Here is a 23498-nt window from a genome sequence, read left to right as displayed (position 1 = left end):
TCGCCCGCACACCCCCTCGGGGGTGGCAAGCACTCCCGGACGGGCGCTCAGATTGCCGGACGGCACGCCATTCCGTCACGTGCCGTTGCATCGAGACCGGTGTTTATGCTCTACTTGGCGCCAGGATTGGCAGGGTAGGAAAGGAGGCGGGATGCGCGTCGCGGCAGAAGTGGTGCTGAGCGCCAGCGAACGTGAGGCGTTGACGGCACTGGCGGATGCGGCCGATACCAGTGCGCGTCTGGCGCAGCGGGTCCGCATCGTCCTGCTCGCCGCGCAGGGCATGCAGAACAAGGACATCGCCGACCAGCTTGGCATGGGCCGCGCGCAGGTAGCGCGCTGGCGCGAACGGTATGTGCAGTGGCGCCTGCCCGGCATCGAGAACAACCTCCCGCGCGGCGCACCGCCGGTGAAGGTGGACCTGGCGCAACTGGCCGAACTCACCGCGCGCGGCCGCCCGGATTCTTCGGAGCCGTGGAGCACCCGCACGCTGGCCGAGACGCTCGGCGTCAGCGCCGCCACCATTTCGCGCCACTGGAAGGCGATGGGCCAGGAGCCGCCCGTGCGCCATCGCATGCGCGCGCAGGGGGCATCCGACTCGGCCGGCTTTCCCGATTTTTCCGGCTGCATGGTGGATATCGTGGGCCTCTATGTGCACGGCGACGAACACGCCCTCGTTCTCGCCAGCCGCAAGGCGGACGATGCGCCCGGCGTCGCCGACGGCGATGGCACGCGGCGCGTGGGCATGGCGGCCCTGCTCGACGCGCTCCGTCAACTCGGCGGCGACCACGGGGCGCATCCCGCGGACAACCCGGCGCCCGCCACCGTGCGCCCCTGGCTTGCCTTCCTGCGCAGGGTGGAGCGTGCCGTGCACGGCAATGCGGCCCTTTATCTGCTCTGCGACAACGACATCGGACAGCGGCACCCGGCCGTGCGCCGCTGGCTGGCGCGGCATCCGCGCTTCCAGGCCTGTTTTCCGGGACCATCCGCCTCGTGGCCACGCACGGTGCAGCGCTGCCTGCGCGCCATGGACACCAGCGCGCTGCGCCACGCCATGCGCACCGTGCCGGACTTGCTGGCATGCGTCGCGGCGTATCGTGCGGACGCCGCCGCGACCCAGCCGTTCGTCTGGCTGGCGCCTGCTCCTGAGGCCGCTCCTGCGGCCGCTCCCGTGGCCGCCGCCGTGGCTGCGCCCGACGCCGCCACGGCGACCGTGGCTCCCGAGCCGTCACCGCCCGCGGAGCCGGACAGCCACGATCTCTTCGCAGGCATCGACGCCGCCCGCCTGACTCCACCACGTACGAAGGACGCCCTGCTGCCCCGCGACGCCCTGATGGCGCGGCTGCAGGACGCCCGCCGCCATCGCTGTGTGGTGGTACACGGCCAGGCCGGCAGTGGCAAGACGACCACCTTGCTGGCATGGCGCCGGCAGCTGCTGTCGATGGACTATGACGTGACGTGGCTGTCGCTCGCGGCGGACGACAACGCCCCGGCCCACTTCTGCGTCAGCCTGCTGGCGAGCGTTGCGCGGGCCGATCCGGCTGCGGCGCGCGCAATCGCGCGTCCGCCGGGCGTGGCGCCCGGGCACGCGGAACCCGCCGACGCAGAGATCGAGCCCTGGATCATCAGCCTCGTACAGGGACTCGCACGCCACCCGCGCGAACTGGTGCTGATCCTCGACGACCTGCACCGCGTGCGCAACCCGCGCACTTTCCGGGCAGTGCAATGGCTGATCGACTATGCACCGCCCAACGTCCATGTCGTGCTCGGGTCGCGCACCGCCCTGCCGCTGTCACTGGAGCGCATCCGCGCGCGCGGGCTGCTGACCGAGGTGGGCATGCGCGACCTGCGCTTCACCGCCGAGGAAACCGAGCGCTTTCTTGCCGGACAGCTCGGCGGCATCGACGCACGCGACGTCGCCGAGATCCACCGCTTCACCGACGGCTGGGCCACGGGCCTGCAACGCGTCGTGGCCGAACTGCGCAGCCGCTCCCATCCCGACAGGCATACCGCGCAGGCGCGCGTCGTCACCGCCCTGACCGGCTATTTCGAGCGCGAGGTCCTGGCGGCCCTGCCCGGCGATGATCTGGAATGGCTGGCGTCGACGGCGCTCTGCCAGCGCCTTTGCGGACCGCTTTGCGCGGCGGTGCTCGGGCGTCCGGACGATGCCGCGGCGCTGTCGGCCCGCCTCGCCCGCCTCGAAACGGACCAGCTGTTCGTGACCCGCGAGAGCGAGTCCGGCCACGACATCTGGTACCGGCTGCATCCGCTACTGCGCGACGTCCTCGCCGCGCGGCTCGGCGTCATGCCGGCCAGCACCCGCCAGGCCCTGCACGGCGCCGCGGGCGCATGGTTTCATGCCCACGGCATGATCGACGAGGCGGTACACCATGCGGTGCAGGCGGGCGACGTGGACGCTGCCGCCGGCATGGTGGAAGCCTGTGCCTATGACCTGCTCGCGCGCGGCGACCTGACTCGCCTCGTCGGCCTGCTGCGGCGGCTGCCGGAGGCGGTACAGCGCGGGCGCTTCGGCCTGCTGCTGGTGTCGGCCTACTACGCGATGTACACGGCCCGCTTCGATGCCGCCCAGGAAAGCCTCGCGCGGATCGCCGCGCAGCGCAAGACGCTCGACAGCCGCCAGCGCTACGCCGAGGCACTGATCCGGGCCGGGCTCGCGCTCCAGCAGGACGATGTCGATACGGTGCTGGCGATGGTTCCCTCCCTGCGCGACGGCATTCCTGCCGAAGCCGACGACTTCAGCTGGAGCTGCCGCAGCAATATTCTCGGCTGGGCCTATATCTACCAGGGCCAGTACGACCAGGCGCGCGCCGTCGTGGACGAAGCCCGCGCGCGCGGCGCAGGCACGCGCAGCCGGCTCCTGGGCGACTGCATCGCGGCCATGAGCGTCGCCGTGGAAGGCCGCCCGGACGCCGCGGAGCAAACCGTGCGCGAGCTGCTGGAAAGCGCCGATGCGCGCGGCACCGATGCCACCGGCCTTTCCTGCATGACCGCCGGCCTGCTTGCCGACATCCTGTACGAGGTCAACGACACCGAGGCCGCTGTCCGGCTGCTGGAATCGCGCATGAACGTGCTGGAACGCGCCTCGCTGCCCGACACCGTGCTGCATGCCTGCCGGGTGCTCGCACGCGCGCACTGGCTGGCGGGGCGCCGGGCGCAGGCCATGGCCAGCATCGACCGGCTGGAAGCCTACGCTGACCGCTTCGGCATGGATCGCCTGCTGGCCGAAGCCCATGCCCTGCGCCTGCGCCGCCATCACGAGCTCGGCGAGATGCAGAGCGCCAACACCGCGCTGAGCCAGCTCGAGGCCATCGGCAAGCGCCATGCCGAGGGGCGCACCGAGACCGCGCGGCGCGTGCTGGCAGTCGTCCGGCAGGCGCGCGACGACATGCTGCTGCCGCTGCGCGACTACGCCACCTGCGCCACCCGGATGGCGCAGGACCTGGAATCCGCCTCGCTCCACCCGGTACGCCGGGCCGGCCTCGAAATGCAGCTCGCCCTGGCGCAACACCGCGTCGGCGGCCCGCAAGCCGCGCATTCCCACCTGGCGAATGCGCTGTCGCTGGGTCACCGGTTCGGACTGGTACGCACGCTGCTGGACATAGCGCCAGACCTGCCGGCGCAGATCGACGCGATCCGGGACACCTGCGACACCTGCGGGGGCGCCCCCACGCTCGACCCCGTTCTGGCCTTCTACGCGACGCGGCTGCGCACCGAGGCCGCCAGTACCGGCGCCATCGCGCCCGGCCATGGTACGGGCCGGGCCCCTGCCGACGCGGCCGGCCTGCTCAGCGAGCGCGAGCGCGAAGTGCTCGACCTTGCCGCGCAGGCCATGCCGAACAAGAAGATCGCCATGGTGCTGGGCCTCGCGCAGGAAACCGTCAAATGGCATCTGAAGAACATCTATGCCAAGCTCGGCGTGGCCGGCCGCGGGGGGGCGGCGGCGCGGCTGCGGGACCTGGAGGGGACGCCCAAGCGCTAGATCAAGCCCCACGTACCTTGGCTGCGGCCACAAGACTTTCCAGAATCACCGCTTCATCCGAAACGCATCGCGCCCTTTCTCCGGAATGACCTTCCCGCCCACCCCCATCGGGGTGTGCGGCCCTGCGTCCGCAGCAGCAATCATCTGGGCACAGACCGCGAATTTCGCAAGGAGAAGCTACGTGAATCAGCAATGCGCAATCATCGGCGTCGGCATGACGCCATTCGGGAAGTTCCTCGACAAGTCCGTCCGCATGATGGCCATGGATGCCGCACAGGCCGCGCTGGCCGACGCCGGTATCCAGCCCAAGGACGTCGAGCAGGTGTATTTCTCGAATGCCGTCGCGGGCCTGGTCACCGGCCAGGAAATGGTGCGCGGCCAGGCCGCCCTGCGCTTCCTGGGCCTGCCGGGCGTGCCGGTGGTCAACGTCGAGAACGCTTGCGCCTCGGGCAGCACGGCCTTCAACCTGGCCTACAACGCGGTGCGCGCCGGCCAGGTGCAGGTGGCGCTGGTGGTGGGCGCCGAGCGCATGTCGCATGAAGACAAGCGCGTATCGTTCGGCGCGCTGGCCAAGGCGGTGGACCTGGAGGAAGAACTGCCGAAGCACGTCGGCTCAGGCAGCGGCTCGATCTTCATGGACATCTACGCCGAGAAGACCCGCAAGTACATGGAAGCCACCGGCTGCACGCGCGAAGACCTGGCGCAGATCGTGGTCAAGAGCCGCCATGCGGCCTCACTGAACCCGCTCGCCCAGTTCCGCACCGAAACCACGGTCGAGGAAGTGCTGGCCAGCCGCGTGATCAGCGATCCGCTGACGCTCCAGATGTGCTCGTCCATTGGCGATGGCGCCGCCGCCGTGGTGCTGTGCACCGCCGACTACCTGAAGAAGCTGACGGCGAAGAAGCCGGTGTGGGTCGGTGCCTCGGCGATCGTGGCGGGCACGCCCGACCTGAGCCTGGCACCATCGCCGATTCGCGCCACCTTCAAGGCCTACGAGATGGCCGGCGTCGATCCGCGCGACATCCACGTGGCCGAAGTGCACGACGCCTCCGCCCCGTCGGAAGTCATGTACTACGAAAGCCTCGGCTTCTGCGCGGCGGGCGAAGGCGTGGGCCTGCTGCGCAGCGGCGCCACCGGGCTGAACGGCAAGATCTCCGTCAACCCGAGCGGCGGCCTGCTGAGCAAGGGCCACCCCATCGGCGCCACCGGCGTCTCGCAACTGGTGGAGCTGGCCCAGCAACTGCGCGGCGAAAGCGGTCCGCGCCAGCGCCACGGCGCAAAGATCGCGCTGGCCGAGAACGGCGGCGGACAGGTGGGCCTGGACGGCGCTGCGGCCGTCTCGACGATCCTGCAGGTCTGAGCCCGCTGCTCGCGATCTGCTGCAAGCGCATCCCCCTCGCCTCGTGAGAGCGAGGGTTTCTGCCGTCTGCCGCCCTGAAGCCTGGAATTCACAAGCACATGCCCCCTCCCAACCGCAGGCCACTGCACACGCGCCAGATCACCTGCACCGGCTACCTGCGCGATGACGGCCTGATCGACGTCGAAGCAGAACTCAAGGACATCTCCCCCGACGGCACCCACCTGCTGTTCAAGAAGGTGCCGCCCGGCGGCGCCATCCATCACATGCACGTGTCGGTAACCGTCGACATGGACCTCGTGATCCGCGACATCACCGCCCGCATGCTCGCCGGCCCGTCCGACATCTGTCCCGAGATCGAGCCCGCCTATGGCGCGCTCAAGGGCGTGGCGCTGCGCGCCGGCTTCCGCCAGGCGGTCAAGGCGCGCGTGGGCGGCGTGAAGGGTTGCACCCACATCACCGACCTGCTCGGCCCGATGGCGACCACCGCCGTGCAGAGCCGATTCTCGCTCGACCGCGCCGCACGCAACGGCCGCCTGCCCGCCGACGAAGCGGGACCGATGCCAAGGCCTGCCCTGATCGGCACTTGCCATACATACCGCATTGATAGCAGTGCGGTGGCCATCCTCTGGCCGCCGCATCGCCGTCAGAACGACCAGGACGCAGACGGATCCGCCAATGCCGACGTGCGCGACTGACGGTTCCCGTCCTCGCCGGCCGGCTTGCGTATGCCGGCCAATCGGCCCATGCGCACGTCGCTCTCGTGCGCGTTGCATACCTGCTGAGACATAAGGCGTTGATACACGCCCAGATCGGCGCATAAGAATCCCAAGACATATCCACCCAGCGGATTCGCGCACATATTTCGACTAACAGTAGTCTCCTACACCCCCTCGAAATATTCATTGCCTTTGCATTCGGCTGGTCGTACATTATTTCCATAGGTCGTAATCAAATTCGGTATTTCGGAGACAAGCTTGCCCGTCCAGATTCCCGCAGCCAGCCGCGCCATGGCCGTATTCGAGGTCTTTGCACGCGAGAAGCGCGACCTCTCCAATTCCGAAATGGCGAAGCTGCTTGCCGTCGCCGACAGCAGCTGCTCCGACCTGCTGCACACGCTGCACTCGCTGGGTTACCTGATGCGCACCACGCGCACGCGCCGCTTTTATCCGACCGGCCGCCTGTTCGAGACCGCGCGCCAGATCGCCGACAACGACCCGCTGACCCGGATGGCCCAGGAAGCGGTGCTGCGCCTGACGGACGCCACCAACGAAAGCGCCTTCTTCGGCGTGCTGGAGCCCCAGGCCGTGCGCGTCGCAGCCGTGGCGCAGAGCCGGCTGCCGCTGCGCTACATCCTCGACGTCGGCGAACGTGTCGCGCTGCATGCCTCCGCGCTGGGCAAGGCCCTGCTCGGCCTGTTGCCGGAAGACGAGGCACGGACCAGGCTTGAAGCCGTGCGCCGGCCGGCGGTCACGCGCAGCACGGTGGTGGCTATCGAGCCGCTGATGGCGCAACTGGCGCGCGGACGCGAGCAAGGCTGGTACGAAGCCCATGACGAAGGCACCGCCGGCGTGACGGCGCTGGCCGTCCCGGCGCGCCTGGATGAGCGTCCGGTGGCCATCTCGCTGGCGGGGCCGACCGAACGTATCGAGAAACACCGCGAATCCTATCTGGCGGCCCTGCGCGACGTGCGCGAGTCCCTGCTGGCCGACCACTGACTCCGCGGAGCCCGACTCTGCAAACCCCGACTCTGCAACCAATTTAAGGAGGAGAAATGGATCTTGGACTGAATGGCCGCGTGGCGATCGTCACCGGCTCGGCGCGAGGCATCGGCGCGGAAACCGCCCGCATGCTGGCGAAGGAAGGCGCGGCCGTGGTGATCACGGACCTGGACCTGGACGCCGCGCGTGAAACCGCGAGCGGGATCGAGCAAGCCGGCGGCAAGGCGATTGCCGTGCAGTGCGACGTGCGCCAGGAAGAACAGGTGCGCAACATGGTCGGCGCCGGCAAGGAAGCGTTCGGCAGCATCGACGTGCTCGTCAACAACGCCGGTCTGGTCAAGGACCGCACCATCCTCAAGATGGACGAGTCTGACTGGGACCTGGTGCTCGACGTGACGCTCAAGGGCTCGTTCCACACCTGCCGCGCCGCGTTGCCGTTCATGCACGAGAAGGGCTGGGGACGCATCATCAACATCAGCTCGCGCGCGCTGTTCGGCAACCCGGGCCAGGCCAATTACTCGACCGCCAAGGCCGGCATCATCGGCTTCACGCGCGCGCTGTCGCTGGAGCAGGCGCGCAAGGGCGTGACCGTCAACGCCATCGCCCCGGGCTATATCGAGACCGAGTACATCAAGAGCCTGCCGAACTACGACACCATCCTGGCCAATGTCATGGCCAAGAACGCTGTGACCTTCCCGGGCCAGACCAGCGACATCGCCGGTGCCGTGGCCTTCATGGCATCGGAACATGCCCGCTACATCACCGGCACAACCCTGTTCGTGACCGGAGGCCGCTATGGTTGATTCCAGCATTGACGTCGACGGCCTCGATGCCGACCAGCGGCTGCTGCGCGACAACATCCGCCGCTACCTGAAGGAAAACATCGCGCCGCGCATTGACCAGGCGGAAAAGGACAAGCGCTTTCCACACGAGGTGCTGACCGGCCTGGCCGACTTCGGCTACTTCGGCGGCTACCTGCCCGAGTCCGACGGCGGACTTGGTCTCGACTACCAGACGTGGGCCGTGATGATGGAAGAAGCCGGCTACTGCTGGCTGTCGCTGCGCATCCTGCTCAACGGGCTGAACATCGTCTCGGGCATCATCAACGCCTACGGCAACGAAGAGCAGAAAGAGCGCTTCATGCGCCCGCTGCTGCGCAACGAGCGCAAGGCCTTCGTGTCGATCTCGGAGCCGGACGTCGGCTCCAACGTGGCCGAGATCAAGACCCGCGCCGACAAGCGCGGCGACCGCTACGTGCTCAGCGGCAGCAAGCTGTGGGTCACCAATGGCATGTTCGCGGACTTCGGCATCGTGGTGGCGCGCACCTTCAGCGATACCTGCAACGGCGAGCTGTCGCTCTTCCTGGTCGAGCGCGACGTGACGCCGTATGACGCCACGCCGGTGGAAACGATGTTCACGCGCAGCACCGGCACCGCGGCCTTCACGTTTGAAGACGCCGAAGTGCCTGCCGCCAACCTGCTCGGCAAGGAAGGCCAGGGCCTGCGCCAGATCCTGATCGGCCTGAACTTCGGCCGCCTGAACGTGGCCATGGGCGCGGTGGGCGCGGCGCAGTGCGCGCTGGACCTGTCGGTCGACTATGCGCTGCAGCGCAAGCAGTTCGGCCGCCAGATCGGCTCGTTCCAGCTGATCCAGAAGCACATCGTCGACATGACCATGAAGACGCAGGCGGCGCGCTCGCTGGGCTACCGCGCCGCGCGCTCGATGCAGAACGGCACCTCGCGCACCGAATGCTCGATCGCCAAGCTGTACGCCACCGAAGCCGCGTTCGAGGTGTCGAACCTGGCGCTTCAGGTGCACGGCGGCATGGGCTACGCGACCGGCTACCCGATCGAACGCATCTTCCGGGATACGCGCGGCGGGATGATTCCCGAAGGCACCACGGAGATCCAGACGCTCATCATCGGGCGCGAGATTCTGGGAATCAGTGCGCTGACATAAGCAGTGCCGGCGCCAGCATCACCACCTGAGACTGACACCGCCTGAAGAAGGCTCCCCTCTCCCGCCCACGGGAGAGGGGACGGGGGTGAGGGCAGGAGTTGCCACGAAGTAACAGCCTTCGCTCTTGCAAACGCCCGCCCTCACCCCCAGCCCCTCTCCCGCAAGCGGGAGAGGGGAGAAACCCTGAAAGACACAGAGACACCGAGAGACACCACCCATGACCCAACCCGCCATCCTCGAACAAGTCGCGAACACCACGCTCTACTGGGAAGACCTGACGCCCGGCCTGACCTACAGCACCTCGTCGCGCACCATCACCGAAGCCGATGTGGCCGCATTTGCCGCGCTGACCGGCGACTTCAACAAGGTGCACGTCGACGCCGAATACGCCAAGGGCACCATCTTCGGCCAGCGCATCGCCCACGGCATGCTGGTGGCAGCGTTCATGGCCGGCCTGACCTCGCGCTCGATCCCGAACCAGTTCTTCGAAGGCTCGCTGTTCAGCGTGCTGGAAAACCGCCTGAAGTTCCCCAAGCCCACGTTCATCGGCGACACCATCCGCGTGGACATCGAGGTGGTCGAGCAGAAGGCCACGAGCCGCCCGGACCGCGGCATCGTCGCCTTCATGCGCAAGGCCGTCAACCAGCGCGGCGAAATCGTGGCCGAAATGGCCGCGACCTGCCTGTTCAAGCGCCGCACGCCGGGAGAAGCGCAATGACCAACCAGGCCATCTGGTTCAGCGACCTGTCGCGGCTCGTCAATCCGAACTCGATAGTGCTGGTCGGCGCGTCCGAAAAGCCGGACAGCATCGGCGGCCGCACGTTGGAAAACCTGACCACGTTCTCCGAGTTCAAGGGCGAACTCCACCTGGTCAACCCGGGCCGCGCCGAGATCCATGGCAGGCCCTGCGTCGCATCGGTCAAGGACCTGAAGGAAGCGCCGGACCTGGCGATCCTGGCCGTGCGCGCCGACATGGTCATCCAGACCCTGCGCGACTGCGGCGAGCTGGGCATCAAGTTTGCGATCGTGTTCACGTCGGGCTTCGGCGAGACCGGCGAAGACGGCCGTGCGGTGGAAGCCGAGATGCGCGAGATCGTCGCCAGCACCGGCATGCGCATCTATGGCCCGAACTGCCCCGGCCTGAACAATATGAACGCGCGCCTGGGGCTGACATTCTCCCCGGCATGGCGCATCGACCGCCGCCCCGGCCCGATCGGCGTGGCCACGCAAGGCGGCGGCCTCGGCCGCTCGTTCATCCAGGCGATGGACCGTGGCGTTGGCGTGGGCCTGTGGTGCTCGGGCGGCAACGAAGTCGACCTCGAGGTCAGCGACTACATCCACTACATGGCCGACGCGCCCGACATCGAGGTGATCGTCACCACGCTCGAAGGCGTGCGCAATGGCCCGCGATTCATGGCCGCGGCCCTGCATGCGGCCCGGCGTGGCAAGCCCATCGTCGCGATCAAGGTCGGCAAGTCGGAATACGGCGCGAAGGCGGCGCAATCACACACGGCTGCCATCGCCGGTTCCGCCGAGATCAACAGCGCGGTGTTCAGCCAGCTAGGCATCATCGAAGTCGACGACATCGATGAACTGATCGACGTGGCCTCGCTGCTCGCACGTCGCAAGCCGACCGGCAAGGAGCAGCTTGCCGTGTACAGCTTCTCGGGCGGCACCGCGGCGCTGGCTTCCGACATGGTCGGCCTGGCCGGCCTGAAGCTGTCCGAGTTCGCGCCGCACACGATCGAAGCGCTCAGGCAAGCCCTGCCCGGCTTTGCCGCGTTCACCAATCCGGTCGACGTCACGGCCGAAGTGCTGGTCAACACCGAAGTCAGCTACGCCACGCTCAAGGCCACCGCCGCCGACCCCAACACCGACCTGGTGCTGGTGCCGATCCCGGTGGAGTACGGCAAGACCACGGCCATGCTGGCCGACAGCATGGTGCGCGTGCAGCTGGAGGAAACCAGCACGCCGATCGTGCCGGTCTGGATGAGCGACCGCACCGGCGAAGGCCATCGCAAGATGATCGATGGCGGGCTGATGCCGATGCGCGCGGTGGGCAATGCCGTGCTGGCCGTCCAGCGCTTCATTGAATACGGCCGCTGGAAAGCGAAATTCGAGCGCGAATGGCGGCCGTTGGCCGACGTGAGCGGCGTCGAGACAACCGCCAACTTGTCTGAAGCGAAGACCAAGGCTCTGCTGGAGCAGGCCGGCATTCCGACGCCGCAAGGCGTTGTGGCATGTTCGCCGGCCGAAGCCGCGCTGGCGTTCCGCAATGTCGGCAATGGCCGCGCGGTCATGAAGATCGTCAGCGCGGCCATTACGCACAAGACCGATATCGGTGGCGTGCGCCTGGGCATCGCATCCGACGGTGCAGCCATGGGAGCGTATGAGGAAATCCACGCCAACGGCACGAAAGCCTGCGACGCCGCGCAGATCGAAGGCGTGCTGGTGGAGCCGATGCTCCCCTCCCCGTTCGTTGAAGCCGTGGTGGGCGTCCACCGCGACCCGGTGTTCGGCCACGTGTGCACGTTCGGCCTGGGCGGCGTCAGCATCGAGCTGTTCAAGGACGTCAGCCGCCGCCTGCTGCCGCTCACGCCGGCCTCGGCGCGCGAGATGATCGCCGAAACCCGCTGCCATGAACTGCTCAAGGGCTATCGCGGGCAGCCGGCGTTTGACATCGATGCGCTCGTTGAAGTGCTGGTGAAGCTGTCCGGCTTTGTCGCAAAGCACGCCTGCAGCATCGAGGAACTGGAAATCAACCCCCTAGCGGTCCGCCCGCAGGGCGAGGGCGTGGTCGCGCTGGACGCCGTCCTCTCCTATCAAGGCACGGAGCCTTCCACATGGTAAAGACTGAAATCGGCTACACCACCACGGACACCATCATGGTGCGTGGCCTTAACCTCGCCACCGAGATCATCGGCAAGTTCGACTTTGTCGACATGATCTTCTTCACCACGCTGTCGCGTTTGCCCACGCCGCGCGAAAAGGTCATGGTCAACGCCTTGCTTGTGACCACGGCCGACCACGGCATCACGCCAAGCTCGCTGTCGGCCCGCCTGACGTACATCGGTGCGCCGGAAGCGCTGCAGGGCGCGGTGGCCACCGGCCTGCTCGGCGCGGGCAGCGTGTTCCTGGGCCCGATGCAGAACGCGACCGAGATGCTCAACGAAGGCACGCGCGAGCTGAGCGAAGATGCCACCGACGAGCAGGTCCTGGAAGCGGCCCGAGGCCTGATCCAGCGCTACAAGGAGCGCCGCCAGCAGATCTACGGCGTCGGGCATCCGATCCACGTCGACGGTGACCCGCGCGTGCCAGCGCTGCGCGAACTGTCGCGCCAGAACGGTTACTACGGGCTGCACTGGCGCCTGATGGAGGCCATCGTCGAGGTCCTGGTCAAGGAGCAGAAGCGCAAGCTGCCGATGAACGTGGTCGGTGCGATCGGCGCGATCGTCGCCGCGATGGGCCTGGACCCGCTGATCGCACGCGGCCTGGCGCTGGTGGGCCGCTCGGCGGGCCTGCTCGCCCACGTGCTGGAGGAAAAGCAGGAGCCGATGGCGCGCGAAGCCTGGCAACTCGTGCTCAAGGCCGACCCGCGCAACGTGCTGCCCTGAGCGGCGGCCGGAAAGCACGCTGCCGCTTGCGCGGCGTGCTTTCCGGCGGGTGGCGAGATCCGGCGGACAGGCTTCCCGATCGATACGAAATTTCGTATCATTCCTCCATCCACCGAATCCTTGCCCACCCTTCCAAAGCATGCCCACGATGATTCCCGCCGCCGGCCGCGCCATGGCGGTATTCGAGGTCTTCGCGCGCGAAAAGCGCGAACTGTCCAATTCCGACATGGCACGGCTGCTGTCACTGCCGGAAAGCAGCACCTCCGACCTGCTCCATACCCTGCATTCCCTGGGCTACCTGATGCGCACGACGCGCACGCGGCGCTTTTACCCCACCGGCCGCCTCTCTGAAATCGCGCGGCAGATCGCCGAGAACGACCCGCTGACCACCGTGGCCCAGGAAGCCATCGAGCAGGTGAGCGCCAGGACGAACGAAAGCGTGTTCTTCGGCGTGCTCGACGGAACCGCGGTCAAGGTGGTCGCCGTGCAGGCCAGCCGGCTGCCTTTGCGATACATCATCGAGGTCGGCTATCGCGCGGCTTTGCACGCCTCCGCCCTCGGCAAGGCGTTGCTCGGGCTGCTGCCGCCCGAAGAGGCCCGTGAGACGCTGGCCAGGAGCAAGCTCCGCCCTGCCACCGCGCATACGATCCTGGACGTCGACACGCTGATGGCCCAGATCGCCAAAAGCCGCAAACGCGGCTGGTACGAAGCGCACGAAGAAGGCAGCGAGGGCGTCCACGGCCTGGCGGTGGCGGGATGGCTGGGCGGCCAGCCCGCGGGCATATCGTTGGCGGGGCCAGCCGAGCGCATGAAGAAGAACCACGACGACTATCTCGCTGCACTGATCGAAGTGCGGGATGCATTGATGAGCGAGGATTGATCGTGCGCGTTTCCCTTGCGTCGCACGGGGACGTGTGAGCGTCTCTGGTCGACCCCTATGTGCAATTCGCAACTATGGGTAAACAGAGATACCGCGCCGGCCCCCTCAAATGCGAATTCGGCCGATACGCCCTTGCATAGATTGCGTCCGTAGGAACCGCATGCGCGTTCCGCGCCTATGACCGATGCATGGTGATGTCGGCCAGCTTCATTCGTGCGAGCGCCTACGTTTCATCGAGGGTTCGCTGCGACATAACGGTGATGTGGTCTTGATACGCTGCTGGCCCGGCAAGGTGTATTGACCTGGTGCGGCACGCCGGACCGCGGCCGCCACCGTAGCTCCATACGTGGCACCACCACTTCAATCCGAAGCGGCAACTATGCGCGCGTCTGTACGGAACGTACCATGCCGGCGTTCCGCGCCGCGCCCGGTGTTGGCTGCCATTTCGACACGCCGCTCCGTTGATCCTCGAATTCTCCCGGGACCAGTTCCTTCGCCATTAAGAATCAATGGCGGCATTGGGGCATCTCAATGTGGCAATTGCATCGAGTCCTCTGAACTATGCATTGGACACATCCCCAGTGCCAGCCTAACCTCGCTGCATCAGACAAGCGCGAAGGACAGCCGCCAGGCGGGGTGGCCTTCATTGGTATCAACCTGTACCGAGATCCCATGTATCACGCAGACAAGTTCTACCTCAACGGCGCGTGGACGGCGCCCGCGGCCGGCGGCACGCTGGCAGAGATCGTCAATCCCGCCACCGAGGCAGTGATCGGCACGATGGCGATGGGCACGGCGGAGGACGTGGATCGCGCCGTCGAAGCGGCCTGCTCGGCATTTCCAGCCTGGTCCGAAACCAGCCGTGAGGCGCGTCTCGACCTGCTGGAGCGCATTCTCGCGGGCTGCACCGCGCGGAAAGAAGATCTTGCCATGGCGATCAGCGCCGAGATCGGCGCACCGATCTCGCTGGCGCGCACCGCGCATGTCGGGCTTGCGCTGGCGCAGCTAGACATGGTGGTGAAGACACTGCGCGAGTTCGCCTTCGAGACGCCGCATGGCAGCAATACCGTGCGCCGCGAGCCGATTGGTGTGGCGGGGCTGATTACGGCATGGAACTGGCCGCTCGTGATGGTCTGCAACAAGGTCGCGACCGCGCTCGCCGCCGGTTGTACCGTCGTGCTGAAGCCGTCAGAGATCGCGCCGCTCGATGCCAGGATTTTCGCCGAGATCGTGCACGAGGCGGGCGCTCCCGCCGGCGTCTTCAACCTGGTGCAGGGGGCGGGACAGGTGGTGGGCGCGGCACTGTGCGCCCACCGTGGCGTAGCCATGGTCTCGTTCACGGGATCCACCCGCGCCGGCATCGAAGTGGCACGCAACGCTGCGCCCACGGTCAAGCGCGTGGCGCAGGAGCTGGGCGGCAAGTCGCCCCTCATCGTACTGGACGACGCCGACCTGGGCACCGCAGTGAAGACCGGCGTGATGCAACTCATGATGAATTCCGGTCAGACCTGTGTGGCGCCTACCCGCATGTTGGTGCCGCGCGACCGCTACGATGACGCGGTGGGCATCGCGGCGGCCGTGGCCAACGGACTGAAGGTCGGCGATCCGTCGGATGCGGGCACGCAAGTCGGCACCATTTCCAATCGCCAGCAATACGAGAAGGTCCAGCGCATGATCGGCATAGGGATCGAGGAAGGCGCGCGGGTGGCCGCGGGCGGTCCGGGACGGCCGGATGGGCTGGCGCATGGCCTGTATGCACGGCCCACGATCTTCGCCGATGTCCGCAATGACATGACGATTGCGCGTGAGGAAATATTTGGACCGGTGCTGGCCGTCATTCCCTACGACGACGAAGACGACGCCATCGCCATCGCCAACGACACCGACTATGGCCTGGCGGCCTATGTCGCATCTGGCGACACCGCCCGCGCCCGCCGCGTGGCGGCGCGCATACGTGCCGGCTCGGTGCGCATCAACGGTGCCTCCACGGATCTGTCACTGCCATTCGGCGGCTACAAGGCCTCCGGCAACGGTCGGGAGAACGGCGCGCACGGGCTTGCCGAATTCCTCGAATGCAAGGCCGTGATCGGCTGAACGACCACCCCGGATAACGAGAAGATCCCGAATGCCAGCGTTCGAGGATTTCAGGACGAAAAACAAGCGCCGGCAGGAGTAAGCCGGCTGCAACGAGGCGGAGACAAGATGCGAACTACATACGACTACATCATCATCGGCGCCGGCTCCGCAGGCTGCGCCGTCGCAGGGCGTCTGGCCGACGCCGGCGCAGGAAGCGTCGCGCTCGTCGAGACCGGCGGCCACGATCACAGCAAGGTAGTCACCACACCAATCGGCATCGCAGCCATGGTTCCGAAGCCGGGCCCCTTCAATTATGGGTTCACGACGGAGCCGCAACCGGCACTCAACAACCGCAGGGGTTATCAGCCGCGCGGCCGCGGCCTCGGCGGAAGTTCGTCCATCAACGGGATGATCTACATTCGCGGAACACCCAGTGACTATGACCATTGGGCTGATCTGGGATGCGAAGGATGGGCATGGCAGGATGTGCTGCCGTACTTCAAGAAGGCCGAATGCAACGTCCGGCTTGGCGGGCGGGAGGAAGATGCCTTGCACGGCGGCCGCGGGCCGCTTCATGTGGCCGACACCCGCTCCACCAATCCCTTTGACCACCGCTTTCTGGAAGCTGCGGAAGCCGCGGGCTTTCCCTACAACCACGATTTCAATGGCGACCGTCAGGAAGGCGTCGGTTTCTATCAGCGAACCATGCGCGATGGCGAGCGCTGGAACAGCGCGCGGGCTTACCTGCATGGCGGGAAGACGGATTCGCTGAACGGGGGCCGGCGCAATCTCGACGTGCAAGTGAACGCGACGGTGCTGCGCATCCTCTTCGAGGGAAGGCGTGCAGCGGGCATCGTGCTGATGCGTGATGGGCGCGAGCAGACAGTGCTGGCACAGCGCGAGATCATCCTCTGCGGCGGGGCATTCGGCTCGCCGCAGTTATTGATGGCATCCGGCATCGGGCCCGCCGCGCACCTGCGTGAAATGGGAATCGACGTCGTACACAACGCACCCGGCGTTGGTCAGAACCTGCAGGAACATCCTCTGGTGAAACTCCATCACCGGCTGTTCAGTATCGACCTCATGGCGAAATCACTGCCAGGCGGCCTCCGTCTCCTGAGTGAGTGGCTCAAATACCGGCGTTCACGCGACGGCATGCTGGCGGCGACCATCTCGGAGACGGGAGGGTTCGTGAAGAGCCATCCCGGCCTGGCCGAACCGGACCTGCAACTCCATTTTGCACCGAACCTCTCGGACAAGGCCCATCTGTCCAGGCATGGCTACAGTTGCATCGTCTACGTCCTCCGTCCCCACAGCCGCGGAGCGGTCTGGCTGGCGTCTCCCGATACCCGCGTCGCACCGGTGATACACCAGAACCTGCTTGCGGATCCCCGCGACATGGAAACACTGCTCGCCGGAACCCGCATCGTCAGGCGGATCTTCGACCAGGCGCCACTGGCACGCATGGGCGGCAAGCCTTATTTCGACGCACACCTCCGCTTCGATGGCAGCGATGACGACGCGGTGCGGGACATGCTCAGGCAGCGTACCGACATCGCGTTCCACCCCGCCGGCACGTGCCGAATGGGCGACGACCCGGCGTCGGTGGTCGATCCGCAACTGCGGGTCCGAGGCGTAGAGAACCTGCGCGTCGCGGACTGCTCCATCATGCCGACCCTCAACGGCGGCAACACCAATGCGCCGGCCATCATGATCGGCGAGAAGGCCGCGGACCTTGTTCTCGGCGTCATGCGCGCAGGAAACGACCTGCGGTCAAAGCATCCGCAAGCGGACGCCGCACTCGCCTGAGCGCCTGAAAATGCCCGTGCTCCGGGCGGCGGAAATCATCTGACCCCTGGCCATTCAAGAATGGCCGGCCAGAGACGTCGCCGTTCCGGGGGCGCTTCAGTTCGTCCGCCAGGATTTTCATCGACAGAAACACCAGGATCCATCTATGGCCCTCTCCAGACAGCATCGTCGCATCGCGGCGCCCAGTTCCGTCCGGCTCATCGTCGCCGTCGCGCTTGCCGGATTCGGCCTGACGGTACAAGCCGGCAAGCCCGCGGAACCCGAGCGCAATCCTTTCCTCGCTCCGTCCTATAACAACCAGACGCACTGGAACGATGCCGCCACGGACAGCGTGGGCTTTTCCATGCCCCGCGGCGCGTTCGAGCTGACGCCAGAGTCAGTGCAGGTCATCCCGAACGAATCGACCAGCCTGCCCCTCGTCACCGACAGGGTCGGGGGCCAGGACATCTTCTGGTGGTGGAGCGGCTTCTCCCTTCGCAAGCTTCGCCTGGATGGCGACAAGCTGGTCGAGATCGCGCACCGCGATATCCCGGTTACGCTCCCGGACTATCGGCCCGTTACGCCCCAGCAGCGCCGCGCGCAGGCCCTGGCTGTCAAGGGCTTCCTCGATGCCGGCGACGAGAAGGGCATGCTTGCGTATATGAAGACGCAGCCGAACCGCATGCTCAATGCTTCCGAAGACCAGCTCGTCAATGGCGCGGTCTATTCGATGCTGAGCCGCGAAGACAGCTTTTACGGATGCAGCGGCCGCCAGCTCTTCCGCATCGACCAGGCAGACCGGCAGGATCCGCTTTCAGGCATGGCACCTCCACGCAGGGTAATCTTGCCCGAGTCCCTGTTCGACAACGCCCGGGCCGCGCGCGGGACCCGCATCCCGGTAGACATGCTGCTTGGGATGGGCATGACATACAACGGCTACGTGGTGTTGAACACGCTGGGCGGGAAAGTCATTACGCTTGACCGCAATTCGCTGGAAGTCATCGATGTCTTTACTGTTCGGGGCAGCGACGAGCTGTTTCTCAACAGCTTCGCCACCGGGCCCGAAGCGGGCGGCGGCGCAGTCTATGTGGCCTCTAACACGACCATGTACCGCCTGGTGGTCGACGCAGCCGGCAAGATTCACAGCGACGAAGCCAGCGGAGCCTGGCAGACGCCTTATGAGCGCGGCGAGCGCATGCCGGCGCCGAAGCTCGCGGACGGCACGGGTTCGACGCCCACGCTGATGGGCTTCGGCCCGGACGAGGACAAGCTGGTGGTCATTACCGATGGCGCGCGAAAGATGAATCTGGTCGCCTTCTGGCGTGACAAGATTCCCGCCAACGCGAAGCAAAAACCAGGTACGTCTTCCCCCCGCATTGCGGACCAGATCAAGGTGGACATGGGCCCGGGAATCGACGTCGTGCAGTCGGAACAGTCCGTCGCGGCATATGGCGACTACGCCTTCGTCGTCAACAACATCCCGACCGCCGATGCGCCGCAGGTGCACGGCACCCACTACTTCGTCAGCCTGGTGAGTGGCGCCACGCGGCCCGGACCGGCGGGAGTCGCCAGCTACAAGTGGAATCACGGCACGCATTCGTGGAAGCAGCAATGGACGCGCACCGACGTCTCGTCGATCTCCGTGGTGCCGATGATTAGCGGCGCCGGACATATGGCCGTTACGGACGGCTATTTCGTGGGCAGATGGAACGACCGCTACCACATCGGCATGGACCTGGATACGGGCAAAACGGTGATGACTATCCGCACCGGCAGCGATCCCAGCTTCAATGGCATGTACGCCCCGATCAAGATCGATCCTCAAGGCCGGATCTTCTACGGCGGCGCGTTCGGGCTGATGCGTCTCGACACGGCCAGGATGAAGCGCGTGCCACTCCCCGATGAGGTGGCAATGGGGCCGCGAACGCATCCATAGCCAAGCGGCTGGCTACGCGCCGAGAACCGGGCTACGCACGCACGTCGCCGCCGCTGGAAAGCCCCGCGGCGACGCGCTCGATGCAGGCCATGGCGGTCCTGGCCATCGGTGACGGCGTCCGGTTGCGCAACGTCGCGATACTGAAGCGGGTGGGGAGGTTCAGCGGATCGGCGAGGTCGAGTTCCACCATCGCCCCTGAGCGCAGGTCGGCGCGCAAGGCGCCGCGGGTCGAAATCAGAACGGTGTCGGTGGCGAGCGTCACGAGGCGCAGCGTCTCGGGATCTTCGCACTGCAGGGCTGGCGTGGGCTGGACTTCCGGCGATAGCTGCAGGCGGGCAGCGAAGACGCGTGCCGTGTGCTCGGAGATGCTGACCGTCGCAATGCCGTAACGCCAGGCCTCGGCGAACGCGCACTGGCGTCCCGCCAGCGGATGGCCGGTGCGCACAAACAGGCCGATATGCTGGACAGGAAGGAGGCGCACGTCGAGCCCATCCGTCGGCTCGCGCACATCTGCCACCACGAATTCGAGCGCCTCCTCTGAGAGCCGGCGCATCAGTTGCTGCCGGCTGCTTTGTTCCACACGAATGCACACGTGCGGATGGCGCCTGCGCAGTTCGGCCAGTACCGCCGGCATCAGATTGACATTGACAACCGGGCCGACGCCGAACGCCGTGTCGCCAAGCTGGCTATCGAGATAGAGATCGACATCGCGCTGCAGGCAGCGCGCCTCGAACAGCAGCCGCCGGATGCGCTCGATGACGAATTTCCCCGCGGTCGTCACCGCGACGTTGCCGCTGTCGCGGTCGAACAGCCGCACGCCGAGCTCCAGTTCGAGTGACTGAATGCTGCGGCTGAAAGCCGGCTGGCTCAGGTGAGCCCGTTCTGCGGCGCGGGCGAAGTGGAGTTCATCCGCGAGCGTGGTGGCGTGCGTTAATCGGCGTAGATCCATCTCGATATCGGCGTTGGATATTCAATGTGTAGGCTGCATTGAGTTTCTCATACTATGCATTGGACGCATCGTCGTGACAAGCCTAACCTCCAGGGACGGCCCGCACGGGCTTGCCGAATTCCTCGACGACGAGCCCGTGACCGGCCCGAGGCGACAGCCTCTATTCCAACGACATCAAGGAGACAACCGCATGCAAGCCGACACCATGCTGACCGCGGCCGAAAGGCCATTTCCCGCCGGCCAAGCCCGGGCAAACGATGAGTGGCCCTTTTCACTCAGCCGCTGCACGCCGGTGATCGGTGCGGAGATCGACGGCGTAGACCTGGCCCGCCCGCTGAATGACGATACCTATGCCGCCCTGCGGGCCGCGCTGCTGAAATTCAAGGTGCTGTTCTTCCGCGACCAGGCCATCACGCCCGCGCAGCACGTCGCTCTGGCCCGGCGCTTCGGCGAACTGGAAGTGCACCCCCTGCTGAGCAACCATCCCGACCATCCGGAACTGATCATCTTCGGCCGCGATGCCATCGAGCGCGGGCGGGAGAACATCTTCCATTCCGACGTGTCGTGGCGCGAGATCCCCTCGATGGGGTCCGTGCTGCGTTGCATTAGCTGCCCGGAAGTCGGAGGCGACACCATCTGGGTCAACATGGCCGCCGCGTATGCCGACCTGCCGCAGACGGTGAAGGACCAGATCGGAGACCTCAAGGCCGTGCACGATTTCGTCCCCACGATGGTCCGCGAGGTCTCGGAGGAGCAATCCGAGGCGTGGCGCAGACAGTATCCGCCTGTCACCCATCCGGTCGTGCGGACCCACCCGGAGACTGGCGAAAAGATCCTCTACATCAACGAGGCTTTTACCACGCACCTCGCCAACTTCCGCAAGGCGATCCATGACAACTACCGCATCGGCTTTGACTTCCGTCTGGCTGAAACCGACCTGCTGCAGTACCTCTACCGGCGGGCGGCGGCACCTGAGTACCAGGTGCGGCTGCGCTGGAAGCCCGACACCATCGCCATCTGGGACAACCGCGCCACGCAGCACTATGCCGTGCAGGATTACTTTCCGGCGGTTCGCCACATGAATCGCGCGACGATCATCGGCGAGCGTCCCCTGTGAGGTCAGGCACAGAATGATGAAGTCAGTCAACATGCAGCCCGTGCAATCGGGCACTGACGCCAGGTTGCCGCGCAGGCGGGCGTTGCTGGCCGTCGCGGCCGGCGCCATCCTGGTTCCGCTGGCCGGCCCGGCCATTGCCCAGGGCTATGCGGACCGGGTAATCCGGCTTGTATCGCCAGTGAGCCCGGGCACCGGCGTCGACGACTACGTGCGCCTGCTGGCCCGGCACCTGAGCCACAAGCTGGGGCAGAGCGTCGTGGTGGAGAACAAGCCGGGCGCCAACATGATCGTGGCAAGCGAGTTCGTTGCCAAGTCGGAGCCGGACGGCTACACGATCTACTTCTCTGGCTCCAGCGCCATGGCGGCGAATCCCTACCTGTACAAACGGCTGCCGTACGATCCCGACAAGGACTTCGCGGCGGTCGCCCGGCTCACGGCGCTGCCGATGGCCGTGGTCGTGGCGGCCGCCTCACCGTACAAGTCCGTGGCCGACCTGGCGGCCGCCGCGCGCCGCAAGCCTTCGGGCCTGAACTGCGCCAGCGCGACGTCGGGCTTCCGTGTGCTGGGCGCGGCCTTCAGTCGGGCGGCAAATATCCGCAACGAGGAAATTCCATACAAGGGGATGAGCCAGCTCGTGACCGACTTGGTCGGAGGTGTCATCGACTACAGCGTCGTCGACCTGACACTCGCCAGCCCACTGATCCAGTCGGGCAAGCTGCGCGCCGTGGCGGTGCTGAATCCGAAGCGCCTGGCGATGCTGCCTGACGTGCCAGCGCTGGCCGAAGCCGGGTTGCTCGATCACGTCCTGGTCGATGCCGTCTCGCGCGTCAGCTGGACGGGCCTCTTCGTTCCCACCGGAACCCCTGCCCCGATCGTCGAAAAGCTCGCGCGGTTCTCACTCGAATTCGTGCAGTCGCCTGAAGCGAAGGCCTTCCATGCGACACGCGGCGGCTTGCCGAACCCGGGCACCGGGCCGGAACTGGCACGGAATATCCGGGCGGACCAGCAGGTTTGGAAGCAACTCATCGCCGCGGCGGGACTGCAGCCGGAGTGACGGGCGCCTGCGGCATGACATGGCGTCCCCGCAAATCTCCCAGGCGGGGTAAATAAGGGGGGCGTGGCGACCTTATGCACCTTATGTACCTTGTGCAACGCCCCGAAACGACAGGCCCCCGCATGTGCGGGGGCCATCGCCTTTATAAGCGGCCGATTATTCCGAATCACCCGTATTCCGCAGCATTTCCGGCAGCGTGTCGCGATGGAAGCCTTCAAAGGGCACGCACTTGTCGTGCGGCGCGAGTTTCCAGAACGATCGCTCCATCGGTCCGCCGCCGTCCACGCGCAGGCTCGCGCCGGTGATGAACCCGGCGGCGGGCGAGAGCAGATAGACGATCGCCGACGACACCTCGGCCACGGTGCCGTAGCGCTGCATCGGCACGCGCGAGGTGTATTCGCGGATCGCCTTCGCCTGTGCCTCGCCGTAGTTGTCGAAGCCGCTCGACGCAATCATGCCGGGCGCCACGCTGTTCACCCGCACGCCGGAATGGGCCCACTCGTAGGCCGCGGTCTCGGTCAGCAAGTTCATGCCGGCGCGGGCCGACCCCGAATGGGCGAAGCCCGGCAGCCCGTTGTAGAGACTGGCGGTGACGTTGACAATGGCGCCGCCGTGGGCCTTCATCCAGCGCCCATACACTTCGCGCATGAAGATGAAGCCGCCGGTCAGGTTGTTGCGCACGACCGCGTCAAAGCCCTTGGTCGAGATCGACTCCATGGCGCTGTAGAACTGGCCGCCCGCGTTGTTCACCAGGCCGTCGATACGGCCATGTGTGGCCAGTACCTCGTCGACGGTCCCGATGACGGTAGCTTCATCGCGAATGTCGCACACGTGGATCGAGACCTTTCCCCCATCCTCGAGGATTTCCGCCTGCACCATTTGCAGCTTTTCCACGTTGCGGCCGACGAGGGCCACCGTGGCCCCCAGCGCAGCCAGCTCGTGCGCGGTGCAGCGGCCGATGCCGCTGCCGCCACCCGTCACGATCACCGTGCGGCCCTCGAACGCGCCAGCCTTGAACATTGATTGATAACCCAAAGCGCAACCTCCTTG

General features: G+C 66.4%; 17 protein-coding genes. 15 read left to right on the top strand and 2 right to left on the bottom strand.

The genetic code is table 11. The features are described from left to right. Nucleotides 1-151 precede the first annotated feature (151 nt). The 13 genes from VSR71_RS12545 to VSR71_RS12485 all read left to right on the top strand — a co-directional run bounded on the left by VSR71_RS12545 (nucleotide 152) and on the right by VSR71_RS12485 (nucleotide 19328). Complete coding sequence (locus VSR71_RS12545) at nucleotides 152-3997, top strand: LuxR C-terminal-related transcriptional regulator (protein WP_342914179.1); 3846 nt, start codon at nucleotides 152-154, stop codon at nucleotides 3995-3997. A 181-nt stretch (nucleotides 3998-4178) separates the two neighbouring features. Continuing rightward, on the top strand, nucleotides 4179-5357 hold the full coding sequence (locus tag VSR71_RS12540; protein ID WP_342914178.1) for a thiolase family protein: 1179 nt from the start codon (nucleotides 4179-4181) through the stop codon (nucleotides 5355-5357). A gap of 98 nt (nucleotides 5358-5455) precedes the next feature. Next, on the top strand, nucleotides 5456-6052 hold the full coding sequence (locus VSR71_RS12535; protein ID WP_342914177.1) for a DUF2889 domain-containing protein: 597 nt from the start codon (nucleotides 5456-5458) through the stop codon (nucleotides 6050-6052). A 279-nt stretch (nucleotides 6053-6331) separates the two neighbouring features. Then, nucleotides 6332-7072 carry an IclR family transcriptional regulator gene (locus VSR71_RS12530; protein ID WP_342914176.1) on the top strand — a complete coding sequence of 247 codons (741 nt, stop codon included), beginning with the start codon at nucleotides 6332-6334 and terminating at the stop codon, nucleotides 7070-7072. 56 nt (nucleotides 7073-7128) lie between these two features. Further along, nucleotides 7129-7878, top strand: a complete 750-nt coding sequence (locus VSR71_RS12525) for an SDR family NAD(P)-dependent oxidoreductase (protein WP_342914175.1) — start codon at nucleotides 7129-7131, stop codon at nucleotides 7876-7878. Then, entirely contained in the window at nucleotides 7871-9034 is a 1164-nt protein-coding gene (locus tag VSR71_RS12520; RefSeq protein WP_342914174.1) for an acyl-CoA dehydrogenase family protein, read from the top strand. The genes VSR71_RS12525 and VSR71_RS12520 overlap by 8 nt, the downstream gene beginning before the upstream one ends. A 217-nt stretch (nucleotides 9035-9251) precedes the next feature. After that, the gene (locus VSR71_RS12515) at nucleotides 9252-9752 is read left to right on the top strand and encodes a MaoC family dehydratase (RefSeq protein WP_342914173.1); all 501 of its coding nucleotides are present in this window, start codon (nucleotides 9252-9254) and stop codon (nucleotides 9750-9752) included. Further along, the gene (locus VSR71_RS12510; protein ID WP_342914172.1) at nucleotides 9749-11884 is read left to right on the top strand and encodes an acetate--CoA ligase family protein; all 2136 of its coding nucleotides are present in this window, start codon (nucleotides 9749-9751) and stop codon (nucleotides 11882-11884) included. Before VSR71_RS12515 ends, VSR71_RS12510 begins: the two co-directional genes overlap by 4 nt. Beyond that, nucleotides 11878-12648 (top strand): citryl-CoA lyase, encoded by a 771-nt coding sequence (locus VSR71_RS12505; protein WP_342914171.1) that lies wholly within the window; start codon nucleotides 11878-11880, stop codon nucleotides 12646-12648. The genes VSR71_RS12510 and VSR71_RS12505 overlap by 7 nt, the downstream gene beginning before the upstream one ends. A gap of 139 nt (nucleotides 12649-12787) precedes the next feature. Then, nucleotides 12788-13528 (top strand): IclR family transcriptional regulator, encoded by a 741-nt coding sequence (locus VSR71_RS12500; RefSeq protein ID WP_342914170.1) that lies wholly within the window; start codon nucleotides 12788-12790, stop codon nucleotides 13526-13528. Nucleotides 13529-14200: 672 nt separating this feature from the next. Then, nucleotides 14201-15622: an aldehyde dehydrogenase family protein gene (locus VSR71_RS12495; protein ID WP_342914169.1), complete on the top strand. Its 1422-nt coding sequence runs from the start codon at nucleotides 14201-14203 to the stop codon at nucleotides 15620-15622. Nucleotides 15623-15730: 108 nt separating this feature from the next. Next, nucleotides 15731-17413, top strand: coding sequence for a GMC family oxidoreductase (locus VSR71_RS12490; protein ID WP_342914168.1), 1683 nt, complete (start codon nucleotides 15731-15733; stop codon nucleotides 17411-17413). 145 nt (nucleotides 17414-17558) lie between these two features. Further along, nucleotides 17559-19328, top strand: coding sequence for a hypothetical protein (locus tag VSR71_RS12485; protein ID WP_342914167.1), 1770 nt, complete (start codon nucleotides 17559-17561; stop codon nucleotides 19326-19328). Between the two features lie 31 nt (nucleotides 19329-19359). On the opposite strand, the gene VSR71_RS12480 is transcribed toward VSR71_RS12485, so the two are convergent. Then, nucleotides 19360-20277, bottom strand: coding sequence for a LysR family transcriptional regulator (locus VSR71_RS12480; RefSeq protein ID WP_342914166.1), 918 nt, complete (start codon nucleotides 20275-20277; stop codon nucleotides 19360-19362). A gap of 190 nt (nucleotides 20278-20467) precedes the next feature. Here VSR71_RS12480 and VSR71_RS12475 point away from each other — a divergent pair, with 190 nt between their 5' ends. Together VSR71_RS12475 and VSR71_RS12470 are read left to right on the top strand one after the other, a co-directional pair. Continuing rightward, complete coding sequence (locus tag VSR71_RS12475) at nucleotides 20468-21394, top strand: TauD/TfdA dioxygenase family protein (RefSeq protein ID WP_342914165.1); 927 nt, start codon at nucleotides 20468-20470, stop codon at nucleotides 21392-21394. 13 nt (nucleotides 21395-21407) lie between these two features. Then, nucleotides 21408-22448 carry a tripartite tricarboxylate transporter substrate binding protein gene (locus VSR71_RS12470; RefSeq protein ID WP_342914164.1) on the top strand — a complete coding sequence of 347 codons (1041 nt, stop codon included), beginning with the start codon at nucleotides 21408-21410 and terminating at the stop codon, nucleotides 22446-22448. A 156-nt stretch (nucleotides 22449-22604) separates the two neighbouring features. On the opposite strand, the gene VSR71_RS12465 is transcribed toward VSR71_RS12470, so the two are convergent. Beyond that, entirely contained in the window at nucleotides 22605-23468 is an 864-nt protein-coding gene (locus tag VSR71_RS12465; protein ID WP_428979394.1) for an SDR family oxidoreductase, read from the bottom strand. Nucleotides 23469-23498: the final 30 nt, after the last annotated feature.

Origin of the sequence: Cupriavidus oxalaticus (genome assembly GCF_038900635.1) — a bacterium.
Taxonomy (GTDB): Bacteria; Pseudomonadota; Gammaproteobacteria; order Burkholderiales; family Burkholderiaceae; genus Cupriavidus; species Cupriavidus oxalaticus_B.
Note: the sequence above shows the minus strand (reverse complement) of the source record. Positions and strands in the feature narration are given on the sequence as shown.

Coding starts and splice junctions, on each gene's coding strand:
- VSR71_RS12545 (WP_342914179.1), top strand. CDS start 152: ATGCGCGTCGCGGCAGAAGTGGTGCTGAGCGCCAGCGAACGTGAGGCG.
- VSR71_RS12535 (WP_342914177.1), top strand. CDS start 5,456: ATGCCCCCTCCCAACCGCAGGCCACTGCACACGCGCCAGATCACCTGC.
- VSR71_RS12525 (WP_342914175.1), top strand. CDS start 7,129: ATGGATCTTGGACTGAATGGCCGCGTGGCGATCGTCACCGGCTCGGCG.
- VSR71_RS12520 (WP_342914174.1), top strand. CDS start 7,871: ATGGTTGATTCCAGCATTGACGTCGACGGCCTCGATGCCGACCAGCGG.
- VSR71_RS12515 (WP_342914173.1), top strand. CDS start 9,252: ATGACCCAACCCGCCATCCTCGAACAAGTCGCGAACACCACGCTCTAC.
- VSR71_RS12510 (WP_342914172.1), top strand. CDS start 9,749: ATGACCAACCAGGCCATCTGGTTCAGCGACCTGTCGCGGCTCGTCAAT.
- VSR71_RS12505 (WP_342914171.1), top strand. CDS start 11,878: ATGGTAAAGACTGAAATCGGCTACACCACCACGGACACCATCATGGTG.
- VSR71_RS12500 (WP_342914170.1), top strand. CDS start 12,788: ATGCCCACGATGATTCCCGCCGCCGGCCGCGCCATGGCGGTATTCGAG.
- VSR71_RS12495 (WP_342914169.1), top strand. CDS start 14,201: ATGTATCACGCAGACAAGTTCTACCTCAACGGCGCGTGGACGGCGCCC.
- VSR71_RS12490 (WP_342914168.1), top strand. CDS start 15,731: ATGCGAACTACATACGACTACATCATCATCGGCGCCGGCTCCGCAGGC.
- VSR71_RS12485 (WP_342914167.1), top strand. CDS start 17,559: ATGGCCCTCTCCAGACAGCATCGTCGCATCGCGGCGCCCAGTTCCGTC.
- VSR71_RS12480 (WP_342914166.1), bottom strand. CDS start 20,277: ATGGATCTACGCCGATTAACGCACGCCACCACGCTCGCGGATGAACTC.
- VSR71_RS12475 (WP_342914165.1), top strand. CDS start 20,468: ATGCAAGCCGACACCATGCTGACCGCGGCCGAAAGGCCATTTCCCGCC.
- VSR71_RS12470 (WP_342914164.1), top strand. CDS start 21,408: ATGATGAAGTCAGTCAACATGCAGCCCGTGCAATCGGGCACTGACGCC.
- VSR71_RS12465 (WP_428979394.1), bottom strand. CDS start 23,468: ATGTTCAAGGCTGGCGCGTTCGAGGGCCGCACGGTGATCGTGACGGGT.